Annotated in this window: 20 protein-coding genes; 15 read left to right on the top strand and 5 right to left on the bottom strand. The window is 51.4% G+C overall.

Features of this window, described 5'->3' with window-relative positions; genetic code table 11:
- Positions 1–2: 2 nt before the first annotated feature.
- Positions 3–2,162: a WD40 repeat domain-containing protein gene (locus tag AC286M_RS03200; RefSeq protein WP_488203005.1), complete on the bottom strand. Its 2,160-nt coding sequence runs from the start codon at positions 2,160–2,162 to the stop codon at positions 3–5.
- A gap of 52 nt (positions 2,163–2,214) precedes the next feature.
- Positions 2,215–3,684: a helix-turn-helix domain-containing protein gene (locus AC286M_RS03195; RefSeq protein WP_488203004.1), complete on the bottom strand. Its 1,470-nt coding sequence runs from the start codon at positions 3,682–3,684 to the stop codon at positions 2,215–2,217.
- A 173-nt stretch (positions 3,685–3,857) separates the two neighbouring features.
- On the opposite strand from AC286M_RS03195, the gene AC286M_RS03190 reads away from it, so the two are divergent.
- Together AC286M_RS03190 and AC286M_RS03185 are read left to right on the top strand one after the other, a co-directional pair.
- Positions 3,858–4,184 carry a branched-chain amino acid transport AzlD family protein gene (locus AC286M_RS03190; protein WP_488203003.1) on the top strand — a complete coding sequence of 109 codons (327 nt, stop codon included), beginning with the start codon at positions 3,858–3,860 and terminating at the stop codon, positions 4,182–4,184.
- A 674-nt stretch (positions 4,185–4,858) separates the two neighbouring features.
- Positions 4,859–5,302 carry a hypothetical protein gene (locus tag AC286M_RS03185; protein WP_488203002.1) on the top strand — a complete coding sequence of 148 codons (444 nt, stop codon included), beginning with the start codon at positions 4,859–4,861 and terminating at the stop codon, positions 5,300–5,302.
- Between the two features lie 102 nt (positions 5,303–5,404).
- On the opposite strand, the gene AC286M_RS03180 is transcribed toward AC286M_RS03185, so the two are convergent.
- Positions 5,405–6,328 carry a LysR family transcriptional regulator gene (locus AC286M_RS03180; RefSeq protein ID WP_488203001.1) on the bottom strand — a complete coding sequence of 308 codons (924 nt, stop codon included), beginning with the start codon at positions 6,326–6,328 and terminating at the stop codon, positions 5,405–5,407.
- Positions 6,329–7,153: 825 nt separating this feature from the next.
- Here AC286M_RS03180 and fusA point away from each other — a divergent pair.
- The 11 genes from fusA to AC286M_RS03125 all read left to right on the top strand — a co-directional run bounded on the left by fusA (position 7,154) and on the right by AC286M_RS03125 (position 21,864).
- The gene (gene fusA, locus AC286M_RS03175) at positions 7,154–9,244 is read left to right on the top strand and encodes an elongation factor G (protein ID WP_488203000.1); all 2,091 of its coding nucleotides are present in this window, start codon (positions 7,154–7,156) and stop codon (positions 9,242–9,244) included.
- A gap of 267 nt (positions 9,245–9,511) precedes the next feature.
- Positions 9,512–10,114 (top strand): GNAT family N-acetyltransferase, encoded by a 603-nt coding sequence (locus tag AC286M_RS03170; protein ID WP_488202999.1) that lies wholly within the window; start codon positions 9,512–9,514, stop codon positions 10,112–10,114.
- A gap of 32 nt (positions 10,115–10,146) precedes the next feature.
- A complete protein-coding gene (locus AC286M_RS03165; protein WP_488202998.1) occupies positions 10,147–11,130 on the top strand; it encodes a homocysteine S-methyltransferase family protein in 984 nt (327 codons plus the stop codon).
- Positions 11,131–11,303: 173 nt separating this feature from the next.
- Positions 11,304–11,843: a transposase family protein gene (locus AC286M_RS03160; RefSeq protein ID WP_488202997.1), complete on the top strand. Its 540-nt coding sequence runs from the start codon at positions 11,304–11,306 to the stop codon at positions 11,841–11,843.
- Positions 11,728–12,540, top strand: a complete 813-nt coding sequence (locus AC286M_RS03155; protein ID WP_488202996.1) for a hypothetical protein — start codon at positions 11,728–11,730, stop codon at positions 12,538–12,540. Before AC286M_RS03160 ends, AC286M_RS03155 begins: the two co-directional genes overlap by 116 nt.
- 354 nt (positions 12,541–12,894) lie before the next feature.
- Complete coding sequence (locus AC286M_RS03150) at positions 12,895–13,341, top strand: protein tyrosine phosphatase family protein (RefSeq protein WP_488202995.1); 447 nt, start codon at positions 12,895–12,897, stop codon at positions 13,339–13,341.
- 310 nt (positions 13,342–13,651) lie between these two features.
- Positions 13,652–15,205, top strand: coding sequence for a phytoene desaturase family protein (locus tag AC286M_RS03145; protein ID WP_488202994.1), 1,554 nt, complete (start codon positions 13,652–13,654; stop codon positions 15,203–15,205).
- 77 nt (positions 15,206–15,282) lie between these two features.
- Positions 15,283–17,379: a cation:proton antiporter domain-containing protein gene (locus tag AC286M_RS03140; RefSeq protein ID WP_488202993.1), complete on the top strand. Its 2,097-nt coding sequence runs from the start codon at positions 15,283–15,285 to the stop codon at positions 17,377–17,379.
- 347 nt (positions 17,380–17,726) lie between these two features.
- Complete coding sequence (locus AC286M_RS03135; protein ID WP_488202992.1) at positions 17,727–18,095, top strand: peptidoglycan-binding domain-containing protein; 369 nt, start codon at positions 17,727–17,729, stop codon at positions 18,093–18,095.
- Positions 18,096–18,312: 217 nt separating this feature from the next.
- On the top strand, positions 18,313–19,131 hold the full coding sequence (locus AC286M_RS03130) for a hypothetical protein (protein WP_488202991.1): 819 nt from the start codon (positions 18,313–18,315) through the stop codon (positions 19,129–19,131).
- Between the two features lie 408 nt (positions 19,132–19,539).
- The gene (locus AC286M_RS03125) at positions 19,540–21,864 is read left to right on the top strand and encodes an FdhF/YdeP family oxidoreductase (protein WP_488202990.1); all 2,325 of its coding nucleotides are present in this window, start codon (positions 19,540–19,542) and stop codon (positions 21,862–21,864) included.
- Positions 21,865–21,913: 49 nt separating this feature from the next.
- Here AC286M_RS03125 and AC286M_RS03120 read toward each other — a convergent pair whose 3' ends face one another.
- Complete coding sequence (locus AC286M_RS03120) at positions 21,914–23,422, bottom strand: aminotransferase-like domain-containing protein (RefSeq protein WP_488202989.1); 1,509 nt, start codon at positions 23,420–23,422, stop codon at positions 21,914–21,916.
- A 133-nt stretch (positions 23,423–23,555) separates the two neighbouring features.
- Between AC286M_RS03120 and AC286M_RS03115 the strand changes: the two genes are divergently transcribed.
- Both AC286M_RS03115 and AC286M_RS03110 read left to right on the top strand, forming a co-directional pair.
- Positions 23,556–23,867, top strand: a complete 312-nt coding sequence (locus AC286M_RS03115; RefSeq protein WP_488202988.1) for a hypothetical protein — start codon at positions 23,556–23,558, stop codon at positions 23,865–23,867.
- A 49-nt stretch (positions 23,868–23,916) separates the two neighbouring features.
- Positions 23,917–24,093, top strand: coding sequence for a hypothetical protein (locus AC286M_RS03110; RefSeq protein ID WP_488202987.1), 177 nt, complete (start codon positions 23,917–23,919; stop codon positions 24,091–24,093).
- 63 nt (positions 24,094–24,156) lie between these two features.
- Here the strand turns inward: AC286M_RS03110 and AC286M_RS03105 are convergent, their stop codons facing one another.
- Positions 24,157–24,585, bottom strand: a complete 429-nt coding sequence (locus tag AC286M_RS03105) for a hypothetical protein (protein WP_488202986.1) — start codon at positions 24,583–24,585, stop codon at positions 24,157–24,159.
- Positions 24,586–24,590 lie beyond the last annotated feature (5 nt).

The following is a 24,590-nucleotide window of genomic DNA, read 5'->3' as shown; positions in this document are numbered from 1 at the left end:
GCCTAACTATCCTGATCGATGGCGGATTCGATGGCTCCTAATGCTTTTAATGTAACTTTTTGAGCATCGGTTAACCCTTGAACGCCAGTAATATTCATCCCTTCGTAGGGGCGATTGGGTTGCAGTGTCTTCAAACAGTCGCCAGTCGTCACGTTCCACAGCTTGATGGTTTTGTCTACGCTGCCGCTGGCCAGAACCGGGCGTTGCGGACTAAATGAAACAGATGTCACCCAGGCCGTATGTCCTGCAAATGTGCTGATGCAGTTTCCAGACGGAATTTCCCACAGTTTGATCGTTTGATCTTGGCTGGCACTGCTCAACAGCGTACCGTCGGCATTAAACGATATGAACCAGATGAGACTGGTGTGGCCTGATAGGGTTTGCACCAGTTCTCCGGTTTGCACATACCAAAGCTTGATTGCTCCATCAGCACCGCTACTGGCCAGATAGGTGCCATCGGGACTAAAGGCCACGCAGAGCACCCAGTCTTGATGTCCATGTAGCGTTCTCACACAGTCGTCTGTGCGGATGTCCCATAGGTGAATGACCTGATCAAACCCGCCGCTGGCCAGCAGAGTACCATCGGGACTGAAGGCGACCGACCAAATCCAGTGATGATGGCCTTGCCAAGCTTTAACAGGCTGTTGAGTTGCAATATCCCACAAGATCAACCTGCGATCGAGTCCTGCACTGGCCAGCAGGGTACCATCGGGGTTAAAAGCGATCGAAGAAATGCCTTTAGAATGGCCCTGAAAGGAGTGTAAAAGCCGTCGCGTTGAAACATCCCAAAATTTAATCGTGCCGTCATCGCTACCGCTGGCCAAGAGACTGCCATCGGGACTGAACTTCACAGACTGTACCTGGTTGCGGTGATCCTGAAAGGTATGCAGGAGTTCGCCTGTGTGGGCATCCCATAGACGAACAGCATGGTCAAAGCTGCCGCTGGCGAGCAGAGCATCATCTGGGCTAAAGACGACTGACCATACCCAACCCGTATCGGCCTGGAACGTCTTCAGGGTTTGCCCCGATTGGATGTCCCAAAATCGCAACAGGTGATCGTCTCCCCCACTGATCAGGACGGCACTATCGGGGGTAAAGGCGATACACCATACCCAGTTATTATGTCCCCGCAGCGTTTTGAGGATCTGACCCGTCTCAGGCTGCCAAATCTTGATCACATGGTCAAAGCCCGCACTGGCAAGGCAGCCACCATCTGGGCTGAAAGCTACCGCCCAAACGTGATCGGTGTGTCCTTGTAGGGTATGAACCACCTCTCCAGTCTGAGTATCCCAGAGTTTGATCGTGCAGTCAGCGCCACTAGTGGCCAGGAGCTGGCCATCGGGCCTAAACGCCACTGACGAAACCTGATCGGTATGTTCGTGCAGTGTTTGAATACATTTTCCGGTATCAGCATCCCACAGCTTAACGGTGTGATCGGCGCTGCCGCTGGCGATCAGACGACCATCGGGACGAAAGGCGACTGATAAAACCTGATCGGTGTGCTCGGATAGTGTTTGAAGGGATTGTCCGGTATTGACATCCCATAGCTTAACGGTGTGGTCGGTGCTGCCGCTAGCCAGCCGTTGACCATCGGGGCTAAACGCCACGGATGAAACCTGGCCCGTATGTTCCTGTAGCGTGTGGACTGGTTCTCCAGTGTTAGTATCCCAGAGTTTGATGGTGTGATCGGCGCTGCCGCTGGCCAGCAGTTGGCCATTGGGACTAAACGCCACTGACCAGATCTGGGCCAAGTGGGCTTTTTGAATACTCAGGACTTGGCTGTTGGTCGTACTCCAGAGGCGCAGAATGCCAGTAGATTCGCCTGTGACCCAAACTTGGCCATCGGGGCTACAGGTCACCGCCATCACTGGATTGAAGGTTTGGGTAAAGGCGGGATGGATTAGTTTGGCACGGGCAAAGCTGACGCCGTGCAAGCTAGTGTTCTGTAGGTAAGCGTGCTGGATAACAAAACCTGAGAAATCAAACTGCCTCAGATCAACGTGCAGATGATTGCAGAGGTTGATGATATTGCCGACGCCATAGCCAGAAAAGGGGAGATGAATATCGTACAGGGTGGCAAGAAGGGTTGAAAAATGCTGCTCTAAAGAAGTTGACTGCTTGAGCGTGATATTGACCTGTTCGGCAATGGGTTGCAGAATCAAGCGGCTTTGGCTGTCACGGATGTAATCTTTAACGGTGGTTTTGATCAGGGCATCAGCGATCGCAAAATACCAAGTCTCCCGAAATGAACTCGCTGCTCATCCGCTCAACCAGCGCGTCCGTCACATATTCCATCACTACGGGCTGTAGCGTGTAGCTACCCGCTCGCTTTTCAATCAGACTGCGCCAGCTGAGCGATTCTAAAGCCTCTAGCAAGTGATTGCGGGAGACGGGCGGAACGATATCTTCATGTAAGACCGTGATGCTGGCCCATTCCCGGTTGATCGCCAGCCAGTACATCACCGATTCTTCCAGCTCTGATAAGCGCCCGAACTGCTGATCCAGCAGGCGACGAATGCCGTTGAATAAAATCGTTTCTTGTTCAAGAAACGGTTCGATTTCGCCGGAAAATAGGTCTTGAATGGAGCTGGTGACAATTTTGAGCGCCAGCGGATTGCCACCATAGCGATCGCACAATTGCTGCTGTTGTTCTGGAGTGCCGCCCAGTCCCTTCGCCTGCAGAATGGTCAATCCAACTTCGCAGGAGCCGGAGAGAGATAGCGATCGCACACCTAGATCAATGCCTTCCATTGCCGCTAGTTCGGCAGGCTTTTCGCGACTGGTCAGGATTACACAGCTTTGATGGCCGCTTTCACCAATGACGGTGAAAAACTCACGATAGTCTTCATAGCCCGCCCGATACGATCCCGTATGATCACCCGGCTGCAAAATCGTTTCCCCGTTATCCAAAACCACCAGACAGCGATGGGTGCGAAACCAGTGCAGCAATGACCGAATATCGGTTTGCACATCCGTTTGATTCGAGACGAACAGGACTAGCTCACTCAGCAACGTCTCCAAGGGCGGTGCATTCCGCAGACTGCGCCAGATGATGTGCGTAAAGGAAGACGGCGGCGATTCGGCTACGGTTTGAACCAATTTAGCTGCGATCGCACTTTTGCCCACCCCACCCATGCCCAACACTGCAACGAGGCGACAGCGATCGACCTCAATCCACTGGTGTAGCATATTTAACTCAGTGGTTCGACCATTGAACTGGCTGGCGTCGGGCATTTCGCCCCATTCGGTTGCTAGCGAGGGGGAAGCGAGTGACGGAGAAAGCTGGACAGTCTGATCGAGAGCGATTTTACTGGTTAGGCTTGGTGGCGGATGAGCCAATTGCTCAGTTGCCAGCGGTTCTAGCCGTTCTGATTGCGGAGGCGGAATCGGGGCGGGTGATGGAATAGCGAGTGAATCGACTGCAATTTGGGTTCGCCTAACCGCAGATTTGAAGTTTTTTTTATTAACGGGTTCTCCCAAAGCTTGGCTAAGAATTTTCCAAAACTTAGGCCCAATATCGGTTGTCAAATAATTAACCGAATAGCCAGCCTCATGGGCAATTTGCGGATAGGTTTTGCCCTGCCATGCCCCTTCAAAAATTAGCACCTCAACATCGCTCAACTGCCGTCCCCATTGGGACTGCATTGCAGCATTGACGGTTGACAGAGCATCCTCCAGAGTCATGGTGTGCAAAAGTGACTGCAGCAGATCCGTTGGCGATAGATTACCAGAAATTTATCTAGATGGAGGCGAACTATAGACTTTTATTAAAGTTCAAGAAATACGTGCGCTACACTCAGCATAAACTAGGCGATTTGGCGGAATGTGACGTGAATGCGTCAAGGCATGAGCAATCAATGAATTATGGACTTTTAATTATCAGTATGGCACTGGTGACGTTTTCCATTCGCTATGTGTTAATTGCTCTGAGCGGAAAAATTAACCTCTCACCCAAAATGATTCGAGCGTTGGAGTTCGTTCCCCCAGCCGTCCTCACCGCCATCATCACGCCTACAGTCCTGATTCCTGACGGTGAAACGCTGTTTTTGGGCTGGAATAATCCTCGCTTGGTTGGAGCCTGCATTGCCGTGATTGTGGGCTTTTGGCGCGGCAATCTGCTGCTGACAATTGTGGCGGGTATGGCGGCGTTTTGGATATGGCAGGGGTTGTTGGGGTTTGATTAGGGTGGCAAGGTGGTTGTGGAGGGGAAGGGAAGTAGGAGGGTGGATGGGTAGACGGGTAGATGGGTAGATGGGTGGGGCGTTTGTGTGACAAATAAAAAGCAGCCTATTCTGCTCGGTGAGAATAAGCTGCGTGACTAAAGGAGCGTGTGAGGAAATCTGCAAGCTGACCGATAGCGGTGCATTAGGTCTAGAGAGCCAAATCATTTGGGTGAAAAGTTTATCCGGCCAGCTTTTCACGCAATTGTAATGAGCTTCTATCAGACCTAGACAGGACTCGGCGCGATCGCAGAATTCGCTAACGCATATTCACTGTAAGGGAAAATTCTCAGCAAACTGTCGCCGTTTCAAATTTGGTGACGGGAGAGGGAGAGTAGCAGAATGGGAGGGTAGTGGTTTGTCAACGTTGTTTGGATGGATTTTGATAGTTGATATATCGTGCAAAGCGCGACATATCAACTATCAAAGCTGATTGGACACAGCAGTAAGAGAGTAGGAGCGAGTGACTATGCTCTGCTGTTCTCCTGCTTCCCCTATGCCTAATGATGACGCGCGTGAACAATAAACCTGCCTACTGGATGCTTACAACCGTCATCAATTCAGTCTGGGGATCGATTAAGCTGCTGGCTGAACTAGAGTAGAAATTAGGGTACAAAATCTAACGGAGATTGTATTCTATGAAACGGATTGACTTGGCGAAGTCGTTCACAACAGCAGGTCGCTGGTTGGCTACCGCTGCTATTTGCTTATCTGCGATCGCATTTGTTTGGCAGGGTGGCTTTGTCATGGATACCTCTGCTCTCGCAAATCCAACGAATAACTGGATTGCTGCGGCTGACCTAGATGATCAGGTGCAGAACAAAGCCGGTCGGGATGCCCAGAACACGAAGGGCTTTGTGCGCGACGCAGCAGAAAGCGTGAAAGAAACGGCGCGGAATAATGCCAATCGGGTGAGCGACGCAACGGATGGCGATAATTTCATCCAGCGCAAAGCTCAGCGCGATGCAGGCCGGATCCAACAGCGCGCGAATGAAGATGCGAGCCGTACCCAAGGAGCTATTGACGATACCAAAAACTTTGTCCAAAACGCAGTTGATAACATCAAAGATGCGTTTGATTAATTAGTAGCTTTCCCCTCATTCTCCAGCCCTTCTCCCGATGGGAGAAGGAAGTTTCTGAAGTCCCTCTCCCGCTCTGGGAGAGGGATTTAGGGTGAGGGCAGATTAATTTGATGCCTGCGCGATCGCAGATTCGGCCCAGTCGGCTTTCAAAATATCCAAAAAAGCAAATACAACGGGTTCATGCAGCGTATTGGCCAGAACCGCAGCCGCAATGACCCGATTCAGCGGAATCGGCAGATGATACACCTGCACCGAAGCGGGGATCGGCTCGGCAGCTAGACGCGGCAAAATCGTTGCTCCCATACCTTGCGCGACTAGACTCACCGTCGTGGCATCGGTTTCTACTTCGTACACCACGTTCAGCTGATAGCCCAAGCCGTTGATGTGGTCATACACTCGGCGCATCATGATGTAGTCTACAGGCGGCATAATCAGCGGGTAAGCGGCAAGCTCTTCCCAAGTCAGCTCATCCTGTGCGGGTTGGAACGATGGTGGAAACAGCGCAATAAACTCGTCGTGCAGAATTTCCCAGGCTTCTAATCCCTTGTTAATTGGCAAGACCGTTAAGCCAATGTCAGCCTTGCTTTCGAAAAGCGCTTGTTCCACTGCGAAATGATCGTCATGCTCGTCCAAGCTGACGGAAATCTCTGGATGGCGCTGATGAAACTCGGTGATCACCTTGGGCAGCAGGTGGGCCGCGACGCTGCGGAAGGTGGCAATCCGAATCTGGCCGCCTTTTAGCCCCTTGGCTAACTTGGCTTCCCGCTCAATGTCATCCATCCGATCCAAAATCTCGCGGGCATGGCGCACGATTCGCTGCCCCACGGGGGTTAAATGCGCTCCCTGGCGTCCCCGAATGCACAGAACCACTCCTAGCAATTCTTCCAAAGCTGCGATCGCATGACTGACTGCCGACTGTGACATATTCAGCCGCAGCGCCGCCTCACTAAAGTTTTCTTCATCGGCCACCGCTACTAAGATTCGCAGTTGCGACAGTTTCATCTGGTTTTGAGGATTCCCCTTCATCGCATCAGACTCACCAGAGAAAAAACAAACTGCGCTGAATTGTAGCGGTTAACGTTGGAAAAACATGCGCATCCCGAACCTAATCGTGTGGCAATCCTCACCTAATAAACCCTCAGTAAAGGATGCCAGCCTGGATCTAAAGGTGCTAATCTAGTCGAGGAGCAAATTGGCTACCGGATTAGGCCAATAACGAGAGCAGTATGGTAGGGAAGAGAATTATTTTGTACAAGTAACGAAACCTGTTGGTATCGAGCGTATCGATGAACGTATCGATCAGCAGGTTTCTAAAAGGCTTTAGATAGACTGATGTGATTAACGTTATCTAAGCTGATTCGACAAATCAAACAGACAGAAGTGGATAACCGAATACTGTTTCTTCCATCTGCTGACTGGTTTGAATGTGCGATCGCAGCTGACGATGCAACTCCATCCTGCTAAACACGGATCATCAGCTCTATCATCCCTTCGGCATCAGTCCCGCTTGCTCCAGTCCATTCGGTAACGACACCCGATTTATGCATTAGATGATGGGCAATCCCTTCTATCTAGGCAGCGTGGTGTTTTACAATTATTTACGATTGTATAATTGATGATTGTACTGTTGTGGCAAGCACAGTCCAAAAGATTGGCCCGCATTAGCGGCCAAACCGATTGGGTCACCATTTGACAGGTTCTAACGTCATTCCGATCTGGCTAAGTCTAGGTCTAAAACCCGTGACCGTTGAGCCGTTGAATGTTGATTTGGTTTCAGAAAACCCTTGAAGGTGGTTACTAACCGTTTGTCGCATTGCTAACCGTTTGTCGCACTTAATCAGAGAATAGATTATGAAAAAGGACATCACCCGCTATCGGAATATTGGTATTTTTGCCCACGTGGACGCGGGTAAAACCACTACAACCGAACGAATTCTTAAGCTGACCGGAAAAATCCACAAGATCGGTGAGGTGCATGACGGTGCGGCAACCACAGACTTCATGGAGCAAGAGCAGGAGCGGGGTATCACCATTCAATCCGCTGCTACTTCTTGTTTCTGGAAAGACTGTCAGCTCAACATTATTGACACTCCCGGACACGTTGACTTCACCATTGAGGTATACCGCTCCCTGAAGGTACTTGACGGTGGTATCGGTGTATTCTGCGGCTCCGGTGGTGTAGAACCTCAGTCTGAAACCAACTGGCGCTACGCTAACGAATCCAAGGTTTCTCGGGTCATTTACGTTAACAAGCTCGACCGTCTCGGTGCCGATTTCTATCGGGTTGTAAAGCAGGTTGAAGATGTCCTGGCTGCCACGCCGCTAGTGATGGTGCTGCCAATTGGTCGCGAAGAAGACTTCGTTGGCATTGTAGACCTGCTGACTCGCAAGGCTTGGATCTGGGATGATTCCGGCCTGCCCGAGAACTACGAGATCACCGATGTGCCTGAAGACATGGTAGACCAGGTTGAGGAATATCGCGAAGCCATGATCGAGCTTGCGGTTGAGCAAGACGAAGAGATCATGGTGAAGTACCTCGAAGGCGAAGAGGTCACCATCGACGAGATTAAATCTTGTATTCGTAAGGGTACTCGTGATCTGGCCTTCTTCCCCACCTACTGTGGTTCATCCTTCAAGAACAAGGGTGTACAGAACGTCCTCGACGCGGTTGTAGACTACCTGCCGTCGCCGATGGATGTTCCGCCTCAGCCTGAAGTTGATCCCGAAGGTAACGAAACGGGCAAGGTGGCTAAAGTTGATCCCGATGCACCGCTGCGGGCGCTGGCGTTCAAAATTATGGACGACCGTTTTGGTGCGCTCACCTTTACCCGGATTTACTCCGGTCGGATTTCCAAGGGTGACACCATCCTCAATGCCGCTACGGGCAAGACCGAGCGGGTCAGCCGTCTGGTTGAAATGCACGCCAACTCTCGTGAAGAGATTGAGTCTGCTCAGGCAGGTGACATCGTCGCGCTGGTCGGTATGAAGATAACTCAGACCGGACATACCCTCTGCGATCCGAAGAATCCAGCGGTTTTGGAACCGATGATCTTCCCCGATCCTGTAATCTCCATTGCTGTATCTCCTAAGAAGAAAGGCGACAGTGAGAAGATGGGTATGGCGCTCAGCAAGATGGTGCAAGAAGATCCGTCCTTCCAGGTTGAAACCGACCAGGAAAGCGGCGAAGTCATCATCAAGGGTATGGGTGAACTTCACCTCGACATCAAGGTGGACATCCTGAAGCGGACTCACGGTGTGGAAGTGGAAGTGGGTAAGCCCCAAGTTGCTTATCGCGAATCTATCACCAAGACCATCTCCGACAGCTACACTCACAAGAAGCAGTCGGGTGGTTCTGGTCAGTACGGCAAGATCGATTACATCGTTGAGCCTGCACCCGCTGGCACGGGCTTCCAGTTTGAGTCCACCGTTACGGGCGGTAACGTACCGAAGGAATTCTGGCCTGCGGTTCAGAAGGGCTTTGAAAATAGCATTGACAAAGGCCCTCTCGCCGGATTCCCAATGGTTGACCTCAAAGTCACCCTCACCGATGGTGCGTATCACCCGGTTGACTCTTCTGCGATCGCATTTGAGATTGCAGCCAAGTCGGCTTATCGTCAGACTGTACCCAAGGCTGGCCCTGAGCTGCTAGAGCCGATCATGCACGTGGATGTCTTCACTCCCGATGACTACATGGGTGACGTAATTGGTGACTTGAACCGTCGTCGCGGCATGATCAAGGCGCAGGAATCTGGCGCAATGGGTGTGCGGGTGAAAGCAGATGTCCCGCTGAGCGAAATGTTTGGCTACATCGGCGACCTGCGGACGATGACCTCCGGTCGGGGTCAATTCTCAATGGAGTTCTCCCACTATTCTCCTTGCCCCAATAACGTGGCTGAGGAAGTGATCCGGGAAACCAAAGAGCGCGAAGCTGCCCTAGCGTAGGATTGCTGACTGTTCATAGGGTGTAATGCCCGATAAATTCTAAAAAAAGGCGAGCCGCATTCTATGCGGCTCGCCTTTTTTGTGGTCATCATTCATCAATATCCTGGCCAAATGCATCGCCTGTGCAGGATTGTGCTATGTGCGATCGCAGATCAAGTGCATACCTCTGCAACCGCGAGAGTTAGGAACAGATCTGGATGAGACTGCTGTAGTGAACTGCTGTAGTTCATCCAGTTTGTCCCGATTTGCCCCCAACATGAAACGCCAATGAAATCGACACTCTCACACACAATTTGCCCCGTTCGGACAGCTGCGATCGCAGAACGAGAACGGATTATTTCAACACTCGTGCTGGCCTTTAATACCGATCCGGCCAACCGTTGGCTATTCCCCGATCCGTACCGATACTTGACCTATTTTCCCCAGTTCGTGCAGGCATTTGGCGGGAAAGCGTTTGAATGTCACACGGTTTACTGTAGCGAAAATTATTCTGGTGCAGCGCTGTGGATTCCGCCTGGAGTTGAACCCGATCCTCAGCCTGTCATTGACTTGATTCAGCGTAGCGTTGCACCAACCGATCTGGGCGATGTCTTTGCAGTGTTCGAACAAATCGAGCACTACCATCCTAAGTTTCCCCACTGGTATCTGCCGTTTATTGGAGTAGAGCCAGCTCAGCAGGGCAAGGGTTATGGTTCGGTGCTCTTGCAGCCCGTTTTGGAACAGTGCGATCGCAACTGCATTCCCGCTTATTTAGAATCCTCAAATTCAGCGAATATTCCGTTTTATGAGCGCCACGGATTTCAGCTACTTGGCACCATCCAGGCTGGAGCATCGGCCTCAATTTTTCCAATGATCCGTCAGCCCCAATAACGACCTTATTAGCCCCCGATTAGGAACACATCATGTCTAAGTACAGAAATAATTTGCCCCAGCTTTCTAATGATCTATTCATCACCGATGGTGGCCTTGAAACGACGCTGATTTTCCATGAAGGGCTTGATTTACCAGAGTTTGCCGCTTTTGATTTATTGAAAAGTCAGTCGGGTTATCAAGCTTTGCAGAACTACTTTCGCACCTATGCCGCTCTCGCGCATACGTACAATGTTGGACTGATTTTAGAAAGCGCCACCTGGCGAGCCAATGCGGATTGGGGAACCAAACTGGGTTACTCCAACTACACCTTAGAAGAAGCCAATCATCAGGCCATTGAGATGCTTCACGTCATTCGCAACCAGTATGAAACAGAGCAGAGCAAGATGGTGATTAGCGGCTGCATTGGTCCCCGTGGTGATGGCTACGTTCCGGCAACGGCCATGACGATTCCAGAAGCTACAGCCTATCACCAAACGCAAGTTGAAATTTTTTGGGAAGCTAATGCCGACCTAGTGACAGCCATTACGATGAATTACGTTGAGGAAGCGATCGGGGTTGCTCGGGCTGCCCAAGCGATGGAAATGCCCGTGGTAATCTCGTTTACGGTTGAAACTGATGGGAAGTTACCCACAGGGCAAAGTCTGCAATCTGCGATCGCACAGGTTGATCAAGCCACGGATAGCTATCCGGCTTACTACATGATCAACTGCGCCCATCCTACCCATTTTGCTGATGTGCTAATGGAGGACGAACTGTGGCTGGATCGGATTCGGGGTCTGCGGGCTAATGCGTCTACTCGGAGTCATGCTGAGCTGGATGAAGCTGAAAATTTGGATGATGGCAATCCCGTCGAGCTTGGCCGTCAGTATCGCGAATTGAAAAGCAAGTTGAAGCGGTTGAATGTGCTAGGTGGCTGCTGCGGTACTGATCACCGCCATGTGGAAGCAATTTGCCAAGCCTGCTTACCCGTTCTCTGGGCGCACACCTCGTCGCGCTTGCCCGTTTCTATGTAGTTAAGGACTGTGAATTAAATAGCCTGCCAATCATTCCATCCGTAGGGACACGGCAATGTGTCACGCGCTGTAAGGGTATGCCCCTGATGCGCCACAAAACTATACCCCTGTTGTCCGAATTCAGCGCTAATACAGAGGTAAGAGTTTCTCCGATATTGAGGAAGGAGAGAGCCATGGCTAAAGCAATTGCTGTGCCCATCCGGCATGAGATCATTGAACGGCATCAGCAGGGCGAGACCTTAGCCGCCATTGCCGGATCCCTCTCGCTGTCCTACTGGGGTGTGCGCCAGATCTGGCGACGGTACCGCGACAGGGGCGAAGCCGGACTCGCGTTGAGGGGAGAGGGGCGTCTGCGGCGGGGATTTGGCTGTGAGCGTTTGATCTATCGCAGTGCGCTGTGGTTGAAACGCCATCATCGAGGCTGGGGTGCAGGCTTGATTCGGGTGGTGCTCAGACAGCGGTATCAGGCGTTATGGGTGCCGCATGAGCGAACGTTGCAGCGTTGGTTTCGCCAGCAGCACCTCAACCCACTGCGGGAGCAGCATCCGCCTGTGACCCGAGAGCGAGCCCAGCAGGTGCATCAGGTTTGGCAACTGGATGCCACGTCTCATCAGCAGTTGGCTGACGGCACGCCAGCGAGTTGGATTTCACTCATTGATGAACACAGTGGAGCGCTCTTACAAAGCGAAGTTTTTCCCCCACTACGTCTTTGAAGCCGTCCCAGCCTCGGACGTGCAATCAGCCCTGCGCCGGGTATTTACCCGCTGGGGACGACCTCAAGCGCTGCGGGTCGATAACGGATCGCCATGGGGCAACTGCCACGCCCTGCCCTCGCCACTGACACTCTGGTTGAGCGGACTCGGCATTGAGGTGATCCACAATCGACCCTACTGTCCCCAGCAGAATGGCCAAGTTGAACGGGCTCATGGCGTGGTCAAAAGCTGGATTGAACCCGCCACCTGTGCCAACTTGCAGACGCTGCAAGCTCGATTAGACCAAGCGGCAACAGTCCAGCGCACGCTCTACCCCAGTTGTCCTCATCAGCGCCCTCGCGACCAATACTACCCCGCCTTAGCTCACGGCGGCAGAGCCTATGCGCCTGACACGGAAGCCGAGCAGTGGCATGTCGCGCAGGCATTGGCTCATCTAGCGGGCCATCGCTGGTCTCGCAAGGTGAGTCAGACGGGGCAGATTTCGGTGTACAACCGCAATTATTCGGTCGGTCGTCCCTATGCTGGACAGATGGTCACCGTGCATCTCGATCCGAGCGCTCTGACATGGGTGATTGAAAATCACTCTGGACAGGTGATTGCTCGACTTGTCTGCTCTGGCTTAGATGCTCATGCGCTTCGAACCTTGCAGATGACCTATCGCAAGTCCTGCCGCCGCAAATCGACATCGGGGGCATAACCTTACGTCGCACTAGGGGCATACCCTTACGTCGGGTGACACAATGCCGTGTCCCTACCCAAACGATTTCATCTTATTAAATCCGCGTTCCTAAGCGAGTTCAAACAAGAAACAGCCCGGTCTACCAAAATAGATCGGGCTACGATGATTGACTTGAACTTCTACCTCTGCTTTTAATATGCCTCGGCTGAATCGAGGAATTTCTACGCCACTTGACTGAACTGAGCGTTATAAATGCGCAATGCTACCCAGTTGGAAGGCAAACTCTACCTTGGTTAGATTTCAGGTTCATCTGCAATTCGGTACGTATGGGGATATAGCAATTGCATTCAATGCAGTAATTACCCAAAAAACATGAAACACGTTAAGCCAATCAATGATCAGCTTGCTATTGCAGATAATCAGCCTGATGCCGCAGAACTTCAGCAAGCTGCTGAGGCTGGATTTCAGTCGGTGATGAATTTGCGATCGCAGAATGAATCGGGCGTACTCGAAGATGAAGCGCAGCAGGTAGAAGCGGCGGGTTTAACGTATGCAAATATCCCTGTAAAGCCAGATGCCATCAGCGATGAGCAGGTGGAGCAACTCATGCAGCAAATTGACGAGTTGCCCAAGCCTGCCCTGATTCACTGCAAGAGTGGTGTGCGATCGGGACTGATCGCGTTAATGTACGCTGCGATTCGGCAACAGATGGGGGTTGATCAAGCTCTGGATCTGGCTCAGCAAAAAGGGTTTGACTTCAGCGACCATCCTAAAATGCAGCAAATTTTTGAACAGCAAGTGGCTGCTCATGCTGCATAGATAGCCATAATCGCTGTGCCAGCTAAACTCTCGGTTTACAAGGCTATCCAGTAATTTGATCGCCGTGCTGCGGCGTATATGTTTGGCGCAGCTATATGATCCCCCGCTGTCGCCGCCCCCTTGAAAAGGGGGCTATTTCAACTCTGACTCAAAGTTCCCCTTTTTCTAAGCGAAGCCATGCTCGAAGGGCTATAGGAGGATCTATGCAGAGTGTCGCGCTGAGCAAGTACGCCGCCGCCGCAAAATCGCCTCTTGGGTTTTAGTGCGAGATGTGAGCTAAATTCAAGGTGATTGAATTAGGCTAAACAACGTGCAAAACGGCTGGGATCGGGAAACGGATGTTGTCGTCATTGGCAGCGGCATTGGCGGACTGTGCTGTGCCGCACTGCTGGCTCATTACGGCTTGCGGGTAATTGTTTGTGAAAGCCACTCCATTGCAGGTGGAGCCGCGCATGGCTTTGAGCGCAACGGTTTCAAGTTCGACTCTGGCCCGTCTCTTTACTCTGGCCTGTCCAGTTTTCCCTCGCCCAATCCGCTCAAGCAGGTACTCGATGCGATTGCAGTTGAGCTACCGTGCAAAACCTATGATACGTGGGGCTGTTGGTTGCCGGAAGGCCATTTCGACACTTCTGTGGGAGCCGATCAGTTTTGTGAGATTTTGCAGCAACTGCGGGGAAACCAAGCTGTAGCCGAATGGCGCGAGCTTCAGCGGGTGATGGAGCCACTGAAAGAAGCTGCGATCGCAATTCCTCCGGCAGCGATTCGGCTGGATCTGGGCGCAATTCAGACAGCGGGACGCTATGCACCCAGTCTGCTCAAGCATCTGGGCCAAGTGATGAAACTAACGGGGCCATTCAGCCGAATTATGGACGGCGTGGTGCATGACCCGTTTGTGCGGCACTGGCTAGATTTGCTCTGCTTTCTGCTGTCGGGTTTGCCAGCAGACGGCACCAGCGCGGCGGAAATGGCCTTTATGTTTGCCGATTGGTATCGTCCCAACGTGGCGCTAGACTATCCGATTGGCGGCAGCGAAGCGCTGGTCAATGCCTTGGTGCATGGCCTGACGCGAGATGGGGGAGAACTGTGGTTGCGATCTCACGTGGATGAAATTGTCGTTGAGCAGCAGCGAGCGGTGGGAGTACAGTTGCGGAACGGCAAGCGAATTCGCGCCCAAACCGCTGTGATTGCCAATGCGTCTGTGTGGGATACGCTGGAGCTGATTCCAGTCGGTAAGATTCCGCGATCGCTCCAGCAGCGGCAAGCAATGCCCCAGTGCCACAGCTTTATGCACCTCCATTTGGGCATTGATGCGACTGGACTTCCCGCCGATTTGCCCTGTCATCACATCTACGTGAAAGACTGGCATCTGGGCATTGATGCGCCGCAAAACGTGGTGCTGATTTCGATTCCGTCGCTAATTGACCCGTCGCTGGCTCCCGCTGGTAAACACACGATTCACGTTTACACGCCTGGTAATGAACCCTATGAGCTTTGGCAAGGGCTAGACCGCCAGAGTGCAGCTTATCAGGAACTAAAGCAAACTCGCTCGGCTATCATGTGGCAAGCCCTGGAGCAGGTGATTCCCGACATTCGGCAGCGCTGCCAGGTGACGCTAGTGGGGACGCCGCTCACCCATGAGCGATTTCTCAGGCGCGATCGCGGTTCATACGGGCCAGCGATTCGGGCGGGCGAGGCGCTGTTTCCGGGTGCCAAGACGGATATTGCGGGGCTGCTCTGCTGTGGCGATTCGACCTTTCCCGGTATTGGTCTACCTGCCGTCGCGGCCAGCGGTATGATGGCTGCACATTCGCTAGTACCTGTTGCGCAACAGGTTGACATGCTTAAGCGGATTGGCTGTCTGTAGGGTAGCAACTACCCGCTTCAGGTTTTGGTGCAAGAATGGACTTGAGTTTACCCGTTGCCCATTCAGCAGCCTAATTTATGCTCCTATCTACGATCACTATTGTCGAGCATCTGCACGGAGAGCCGATCGTCGCCTTTGCCGTTCTGTTAGCCGTAATTCTCATTGTTCCGATTCTGGTTGAGCGGCTGCGGCTACCGGGTTTGGTGGGGCTGCTGATTGCGGGAATTGTATTGGGGCCATTCGGCCTGAATCTGCTGAATACCGAAGATCCCGTGATGCAGCTCCTGTCCGATATTGGCTTGCTCTACCTGATGTTTGTGGCGGGTCTGGAAATCGACATGGACGAGTTCCAGAAGATGAAGTATCGCGCCGCTGGATTCGGGATGTTGACTTTTGCCCTGCCGTTAATCGCAGGGACGGGTCTGGGATTAGTCATTGGCTTTCCGGTCGTCAGCGCCGTGCTCCTAGGCTCACTGCTGGCGTCCCATAGTCTGCTCACCTATCCCATTGTCAGTCAATATGAGGTGACGCGGAACCCAGCGGTCATTACCACTCTGGGCGCGACGATTTTTACCGACATCTCAGCCCTGATTGTGCTGGCCATCTGCATCAATGTTGGTGCTGGCGACTTCACACTGTTGAGCCTGGGGCTATTGCTGGTCGGTTTGGCTATCTATGCGCTGGTGATTCTGGTCGGCTTTGATCGGCTGGGAAAAGCGTTCTTTCGTCAATCGGGAGACAATCAGGGCAACCAGTTTCTGTTTATTCTGCTGGTCGTGTTTCTGGCGGCAATTGGTGCAGAGGTTATTGGGGTCGAAAAGATTGTGGGAGCCTTTTTGGCCGGACTGGCCGTCAATGATGTGGTCGGCAACAGTCTAGTGAAAGAAAAAATTGTCTTTGTCGGTCGTGTCCTCTTCATCCCCATCTTTTTTATCGATATCGGCTTACTGATTGATGTGCCTGCTTTCTTTGGTAGCATTAGAGCTTTGGGCATCTCTGTTAGTATCGTGACGGCCCTGCTGCTGAGCAAATTCCTAGCCGCGTTCTTTGCCCAGCGGCTCTATGGATTTCGGCGCATAGAAATGCTGACCATGTGGGGCATGAGCATTCCTCAAGTTGCGACAACTCTGGCAGCGGCGCTAGTGGGGCATCAGGCGGGGCTGCTGAGCGATGATGTACTCAATGCCGTGGTGGTGATGATGCTGGTTACGTCTCTGCTGGGGCCGCTGGTGGTGAAACAAACTGCCCGCTCGCTGCCGCTGCCGGAGGAGGTGCTCGTGCCGGAAGCGCCGCCTGATTCGGATTGGCAACCAACGCCCAGCCAATCCTTTACGGTGCTGGTACCTGTGTATAATCCCAAGACTGAGCAGGGTTTGCTAGAAATTGCAGCTCTGCTGGCCGAGCAGCGAGGTGGGGTGATTAAACCACTTGCGATCGCAAATGCTCAGTCCCAACTGGATTCTCCCCGCATGAACCGCATTTTTCGCCAGGGGGAAGCGCTGCTGGCTAATGCGACTGAGATTGGTGCAGCGCTCAATGTGCCTGTAGAACCACTTTTGCGGATTGACCATAATGTTGCCGAGGGCATTAGCCGCGCGGCACGGGAGCAAAAAGCTAATCTAATCATCATGGGCTGGAGTGAGCAGAGCGGCATCAAAGCTCGGCTGTTCGGCACGCTGATTGACGATGTGCTCTGGTCTGCCCACTGTCCGCTCGCCATTATCCGCCTCCGGATGCCGCCGCGCCAGATGGCGAGTATGCTCGTTCCCATCAAGCAGTTCACGGCAGCAGAAGCTTACAAAGTACAGCTTGCCCTCGCTCTCGCCCAGCCGCAAAAAGCCCGCGTCACGCTGCTGCATATCACGGCCCATCAGCCTTCTGCCCATCGCGCGGAATGGCTCAACCAGCGCATGAGAACCTTGGCGGGAGATGCGGCTCCCGATATCGAAATCATTCCCAAAATTTTAGATCAGGTCGATGCTGCCCAGGGAATTTTGCACGAATCCCAGTTTCACGATTTAGTCATCATGCGTACCTACCGTCGCCGCAGCCGCACCGGAGATTTGAACATTAGCAGTCTATCTAGTCAGGTTGCTCAACAGCTTGGCTGTTCACTGATTCTGCTTGGCGAACCGCACTCTAACTGGTTCAACAGCGATCAGGCTGCTCAATAAGTTATTCAGCGCAATTGATTGCGATCGCAATATTGTCGCTACATATTGACTCTCAACTTCAATCTGGTAGGGGCGAATGGCCATTCGCCCCTACCAGATTGAACAAATACAGAAACTCTTATCGGAATTTTGACATTTATTGATTATGTTAGTGGATAACGAGGGCATCAGAACAATCTAGAAAATTCCAATCTTGGCTGATTGTGAACTTACTGGATTGCTGATTCTTTCGCTCCTTACACTGCTTAATCTTCACATAAAATGTGGCGGCCTACGTCAAGGTGGCTTGATGACGGGCCGCTTTTTTTATTGCAGATGTTATTGCAGATGAATTGACGAGATTAGTTATGAATCGACTCATTCTTCAAGCAATTCAGATTGCAGCAATTATGGCAATCATTGTTGGTTTTCCCCTTTCTAGAAAAGGAAACAGCCTTGAGGTAGATGGTAGCTATTTGCAGGAATATATGAACACGGATTCAGTTCCGACCTTGACACCTGGCGTCATGGGTGAATCAACTGCGGATATTCAGCGCTTCCTGGCTCAAACTGGCGACTATACGGCTCCCATAGACGGCATCTATGGGACGAAGTCGGCGCAAGCTGTAGCGCGATTTCAAGCTCGCAACGGTTTGGAATCAGACGGAATTGTTGGCATCAAAACGTGGAAGACGATTATTGAAATTTCTACCCGTTCAGGAGAAATTTATTCCTAGTATCCCAACCTTGTTGTTAGTACCTCCTTTGGCTTCTAGCTGATCTGCAAATCTGTCTATTGGCTTCTGTCTTAAACCTGATGTGTTTCTGAATAAAAAAGAATAGTGTTTAGACATAGCTTATTGACTTGCGATCGCTACATATTTGTTTACCCACTATTTAGCTAATCGCACCGGTAAAAATAGCAAATTTCTGTTTCGTAAAAGGTTTTAATTCATGGACAATCATAAAAATGCTAAAGGTAATCCTGACGCTAATCCCGATCCAATTACAGGCCAGCCGGGTGCTCATCCAGTTGGTACAGGAGTAGGTGCTGCTAGTGTTGGAGCCGTTGGCACAGCTATTGGCGCAGTTGTTGGTGGCCCGGTTGGTGCAGTCGCTGGTGCTTTTATCGGTTCGATTGCAGGCGGCCTAGCTGGAAAGGGCGTGGCTGAACAGGTCGATCCCACCGTTGAGGACGAATACTGGCGCAACAACTATCGGTCGCGTTCCTATGTGGACTCGGATTATGATTACGATCGGGACTATTCCCATGCCTATCGAACCGGGTATGAAGGCTACTCAAACTACACTGGGCGCGGTTTAAACTATTCTCAGGCAGAGCCTCATCTGCGGGAAGATTATGAGAAACGGCGCAACAGCAACAAAAGTAGCCTCGCTTGGGATAAGGCCAAATACGCTACTCAGGATGCTTGGAATCGCGCCCAAGGTTCCATTCAGAGCTATCACACCAATGATGACTACTGGCGCAACAATTATCAATCTCGGCCCTATATTGATCCGAGACATGACTACGACTATTACGCGCCAGCTTACCGCATGGGCTACAACAGCTATGCCCTTTATGGGCTCAATCGGGGGATGTCCTACGAACAAGTTGAACCCCAAATTCGCTCTGAGTATGAGCGGAACCATGCACATCACGGTCTAGCTTGGGAAAAAGCGAAGTTTGCAGTTCGAGATGCCTGGGATCGTGTGCAAGATACGGTGTCTGGAGATAATCACCAGCGTAGCCATCACCGCTCAACCTACTAGTACTTAGTACAGCTTCTGGTACAGGCTTCAGCACAAGTTTGGTGAAGCGCTTTAGACAATAACTCTGCGTGCCTTTGGGGCGAATGGCTACCATTCGCCCCTTCTGTCGTTCAAAGATTAGTTAATTTTCGGCAACAGTCTTCGGGTCGCATTTTGCGATCGCACGATTTGCGATCGCACGATCTGCGATCGCACTTTATAGCAACCTTAAGTTGATGATGAACAGGTTGCCCCGCTGGGGCAACCTGTTCATCATCAACTTAAGGTTGCCAGCTATTCAGTAGAGCTATAGTAGGAAGTACTGACATCTTGCACTTTGTACTTTGGGAACCCTTTTGGGTTTTGGGTCAAAATGTGAGAAATAACCAGCGGGCAGTACAGCAATAAGGGATAGGGGAGGTATCGGGTATGACCACATCCAACTCATCATCCAACTCGTCAGATTCCCAATCTGTCCCTGAATCTGCGCGAATAGCTGAGCCTGCTCAAGACTTGCCTAGCAATGCTCCTAGCATAGGTGGGGGGCTACCCGTTATTCAGTACTGGGCAGAAAAAACGCTATCTCTCAAAGGCCCCCAAATTTGGCAAACCCTGTTTCACAAAAGCGCCTGCTTGTCTTGTGCTTGGGGCACTGGCGGGCAGAAGGGTGGCTTTACCAATGAGCAAGGGGAAAAGCTACAGCGCTGTATGAAAAGCGTCCAGTCGATTGCGGCTGAGCTGGATCCCGGTTTGGTGCCTCACTTTTTCGATGACATCACTCTGCCAGAGCTACAGCGGCTGACCTCCCTGGAAGCCGATCGGCTGGGTCGGCTCAGCTTTCCCGTTATCCATCGGGCTGGTTCAAATCGCTACCAGCGGATTAGCTGGGATGAGATTTATCACATTGCAGAAACAGCTTTTCAGCGTCCTGCTGATCGGGTGGCTTCCTACAGTTCTGGGCGTTCCTCCAATGAAGCCGCCTATTTGTTACAGCTCATGATGCGGGCTTTGGGAACCAATAATCTGGCCGATTGTTCTGATCTCTGTCACGCTCCTTCCACTGTCAGTTTGAACAGGGTGTTTGGTACGGGTACGTCTTTAGTCAGTCTGGAAAGTTTACAGCATGCCGATGGGGTTGTTTTAATTGGCTCTAATGCCCCCGCCAATCACCCCCGCTTGATGAATGAGCTGATCAAGTTGCGCGATCGCGGCGGTAAGGTGATTGTCATCAATCCCGTCCGCGAGGTCGGCCTGGTTAAATTTGGTTCTCCCGCCTTTCCCCTATCGTCACTTGTGCAAGGCTCCGAGATTTCGTCTCTGTTTCTCCAGCCGATTCCGGGGAGCGACGTAGCGCTGTTTGTTGGCATTCAGAAAAGCTTACTGGAGCGGGGCTGGGTTAAATTTGATTATCTTCAGTCCTATACCGACAACTGGCAAGCGGTGGTCGATCAGGTAAACGCGACTGATTGGAACGCGATTACCAGCACCTGCGGTCTGTCCCAAGCCGAAATTGAAGTCGCGACTCAGATGATTCATAAGTGCGATCGCGTTGTCTTTGCCTGGGCAATGGGCATCACTCAGCAAGCCAATAGCGTCGATAATATTTTCAGCATTGCCAACACGGCGCTGATGACCGGAAACGTTGGCAAGCTGGGAGCCGGAATGATGCCGATTCGAGGCCATTCCAATGTGCAGGGCTTCGGTTCAATGGGGGTTACGGCACGGCTGAAAACGGGACTGCGGGAATCCTTGGAAAAGCTGTTGGGACGATCGCTGAAACGCGAACCGGGCTATGATGCTCGCGCCCTAATTGAAGCTGCCGATGCGGGGCAGGTCGATACATTACTTTGTCTGGGCGGCAATCTCTATGCCGCGAATCCTGATCTGACGCAGGCAAAACGCGCCCTTGGCAACATCGACACGATTATTTATCTCGCGACCAAGCCTAATCTTGGCCATTTTCATGGCTTAGCTAAGCACAATACGATTATCATTCCGGTTTACGCCCGCTTCGAAAATCCCCACAAAACAACGACTGAGTCAGGTAATAACTTTGTGCGGCTGAATGATGAGGGCAAAACGCATCTAACGGATGCCGATTTGATTTCAGAGGTTGAGTTTTTGGCCGAACTGGCCCATCGGATCCACGGTGATAGGCCGATCAACTGGCGCAAGCTACAGGATACTCGCTACGTGCGGCAACTAATTGCCCAAACCATTCCTGGCTACGAGAAGATGGGCGAAATCGACCAGACTAAAACCGAATTTACAATTTCTGGACGAATTTTTCTTGAACCCCAGTTTCCCACGTCTTCTGGCAAAGCTCAAATGCAAACGACACCTTTACCTAAGCTGACGTTACCGACTCCCCAGGATTTTGGCCTAGATCGAGATGCTGCTGCCGTAGAGCCGGACTTGTCTACGCTTGTCCTGGCGCTAATTACCGGACGCAGCTACGCCCAGCACAATACCGTGGTTTACAAAGAACGCGATCGCTATCGCGCTATGCCACATCGCTACTGCATTCTGCTTAATCCCGCTGAGGCCCAATCCGCAGGCTTTGCAGACCACCAGCGGGTTAGTGTGAGAGGCGACGCCGGACAGTTAGACAACATTGAAGTGATTTATGGGGATGTACGCCCTGGAGCGGCACTCATGTTTTATCCTGAAGCCAACGTACTGATGAAGGCCCACATTGAACCCAGAGCAGGCACTCCGGCCTATAAGCGGGTTCCAGTTGTCGTTTTCGCCTAAGCTTCTGCTGTGTCGCAATTTCCTGGTCAGGGCGAATGGCTATTTGCCCCTACCTAACACTTTGCAGCAAATGAGCTGCCATTTGGCGTTTGACTAAATGGCCCAGCGTTTGCATTGCCTGTTCAATTTCCTCTGACCAGGTCACTGCGGTATTCAAGCGGAAACAGTTGCGATAGCACTGCCCAGAAGCCGAAAACATTGGTCCAGGGGCGATGCTGATTCCCTGCTGCAGCGCGCATTCATAAAGCTTGAGAGCGTCAAATTCCTCCGGCAGTTCTAACCACAGCACATGTCCACCTTGGGGTTGAGAAATACAGGTTTCAGCCGGAAAGTAGTCACTAATAGCCTGCAGCATTCGGTGCATTTGATCTTGATACACCCGACGGAGCTGACGCAGATGACGATCATAACCGCCATTCGCGAGAAATGCCGCCACCGTGAGCTGAGGTGCGATCGCAGTTGTTTGATTCGTGACAGATTTCATTTGACTGACCCGCAAGTGGTAACGCCCTCCGGCACACCAGCCCACCCGCAAACCGGGCGATAGGGTTTTGCTGACTGAGGAACAGTACAGCACCCGATCTTCGGTATCAAACGCCTTAATCGCCTTGGGGCGAGGGCTTTCGAAGCAGAGATCACCATATACATCATCTTCAATCAGCGGCGTCTGATAGCGATTGAGCAGCTCAACTAACTGTTTCTTTTTCAGGTCGTCCATGCAGCTACCCAACGGATTGCTGAAGTTGGAAACCAGAAAACAGGCTTGCACCTGCTTATTTTTCAACGCGTTTTCAAGATGCAGCAGGCTAATTCCCTGCCGAGGATGAGTTGGCAACGGCAGCGCCTTGAGTCGCAGCGCTTTCATTGTTTCTAACGCTGAGAAATAAGTTGGCGATTCAATGGCGACAGTATCGCCTGGCTGCGTGACAGCTTGCAGAGACAGATAAACCGCCTCCAGTGCGCCGTTGGTAATCACCATTTGATCTGGATGAATAGAACAGCCCGTGTCTAACATGCGCTTGCTAAGCTCTGCTCGTAGCGACTGGCAGCCCAGCGGAATGTTGTAGGAGTGAGCCACGATCGGATGTTCACGCAGCACTTTTCCCATCAGCCGGTTCAATTGGGCGATCGGGAATCGTTCCGTCACTGGCAGCGCGGCTCCTAGCTGAATGATTCCCGGTTCGAGAGTTTCGCTGAGTAGCTTATAGGCCAGAGAGGTATCAATTTCACAAATTTGGGTGGGGGGCTCAGTCCGTGAGGGTTCTAAATGACGCTGAAGCGCTGTTTGCTTCACGTAGTAACCCGATTGGGGCCGCGCCATAATCAGCCCTCGATCTTCCAGCAGCCGATAAGCTTCTAGGACGGTAGATAGGCTCACGGAAAACTGCTGTTTCAGCTTACGGACGGACGGTAGACGTTCACCGGGTTTCAGTGTGCCATTGGCAATGAATTCCTGGAGCCGATTGGCAATCTGCTCGTACAAAACGGTGTCGGTTGTTGGATCCAGTGGAGTGAGGTGCATGGTTCGGTCGATACAGTTTTGGGATATTGCGACCATAACAGTTGCTCAAAACTGAACTGTTATGGTGACAATTTAACATGATTGCCTCTGTTCGGTCGCTAATAAATTGACGAAAATTAAACCATGACAGCTCAACCGCTTCAATTCTGTGAGTTTGGAGGACAATTTTATGAAGCCGCTGAATGACTGTAATCAACTCAACAGCTATATCGTTTCTACATCCCATCTCGCATCCGGCGCGGCCTCAGAGAACGCTGCTAGAAACCAACAAGCTGCTCATTGGTTGACAGCAGTTCTTAAACAAGTTAAAGCCGCAATTTCCAAGCTATTTGATCAGTCTCAAGAGCCTCGGATTACTAAACGAGTTGATCGCTGGGGCAATCTTTATTTTTCAGTCTATGACCCTATTGATCGGTCGTTTCGTGTTTTCACATCTGAGCAGGAAATTCGAATTTGGCTGGAGCAACGCTATTACCAGTAGTGCTTAAGCACTTAATTTGAGTACCACAATCAGGATCAACTATAAGGAGATGATGATGATTCGAGTATCTAATCGAGTTGCCAATGTGACTCAAACATCAGCAGCCACAGGTCTGAATCTATGGAAAACTGTAATTCAATTCTGGCGGTTCAGTCAGTTCCACGGACGCTATCAGTCGTTGCCGCTTGACCAGCGTCAGCAGCTAGTTCGTGAGCCTAAAAACTAAATGCGATTCACTAAGCTCCATCCTTGCATGGGGAGATTTTGATATTACTTCAGAATCTCCCTTTTACTGAATACGCTTTCGTAGTTTGTTGACATAGACTGATGGGCCAATAATTGTGGCAGAATGTTGCTCAAGCTGAATAGATAATCTACCAGCTAGTAGTCCCGCTTGAAATGAAGGTTTATACGTCCAAAAATCTTCAAACTGATGTTCTGGATGATAGTCTAATTCTGCTAGCTTAATATTCATCCGCGCAACAAACGTCTTTCGATTTTGAATTACAACAGAAACGGTTTTGACTTTTAGCAAGAATGCTGTTGTGAAACCAAAAGACACTCCAAACGCAATGCCAATCCAGATGCCAAAAGGTAGCGCAAAACCAAAGCTGACGCCCATCACTAATGAAAATAGCGATGACAACAGTAGCGTAAAGAGTAAGGATAAGGCTGCTGACGTGGTCGTTAATGTGCCCCAGAAACCTCTAGGTTCCATGCTGT

The organism is Thainema salinarum CENA647, assembly GCF_057732415.1.
The sequence above is the reverse complement of the archived record's forward strand: the minus strand, read 5'-3'. Positions and strand labels throughout refer to the sequence as shown.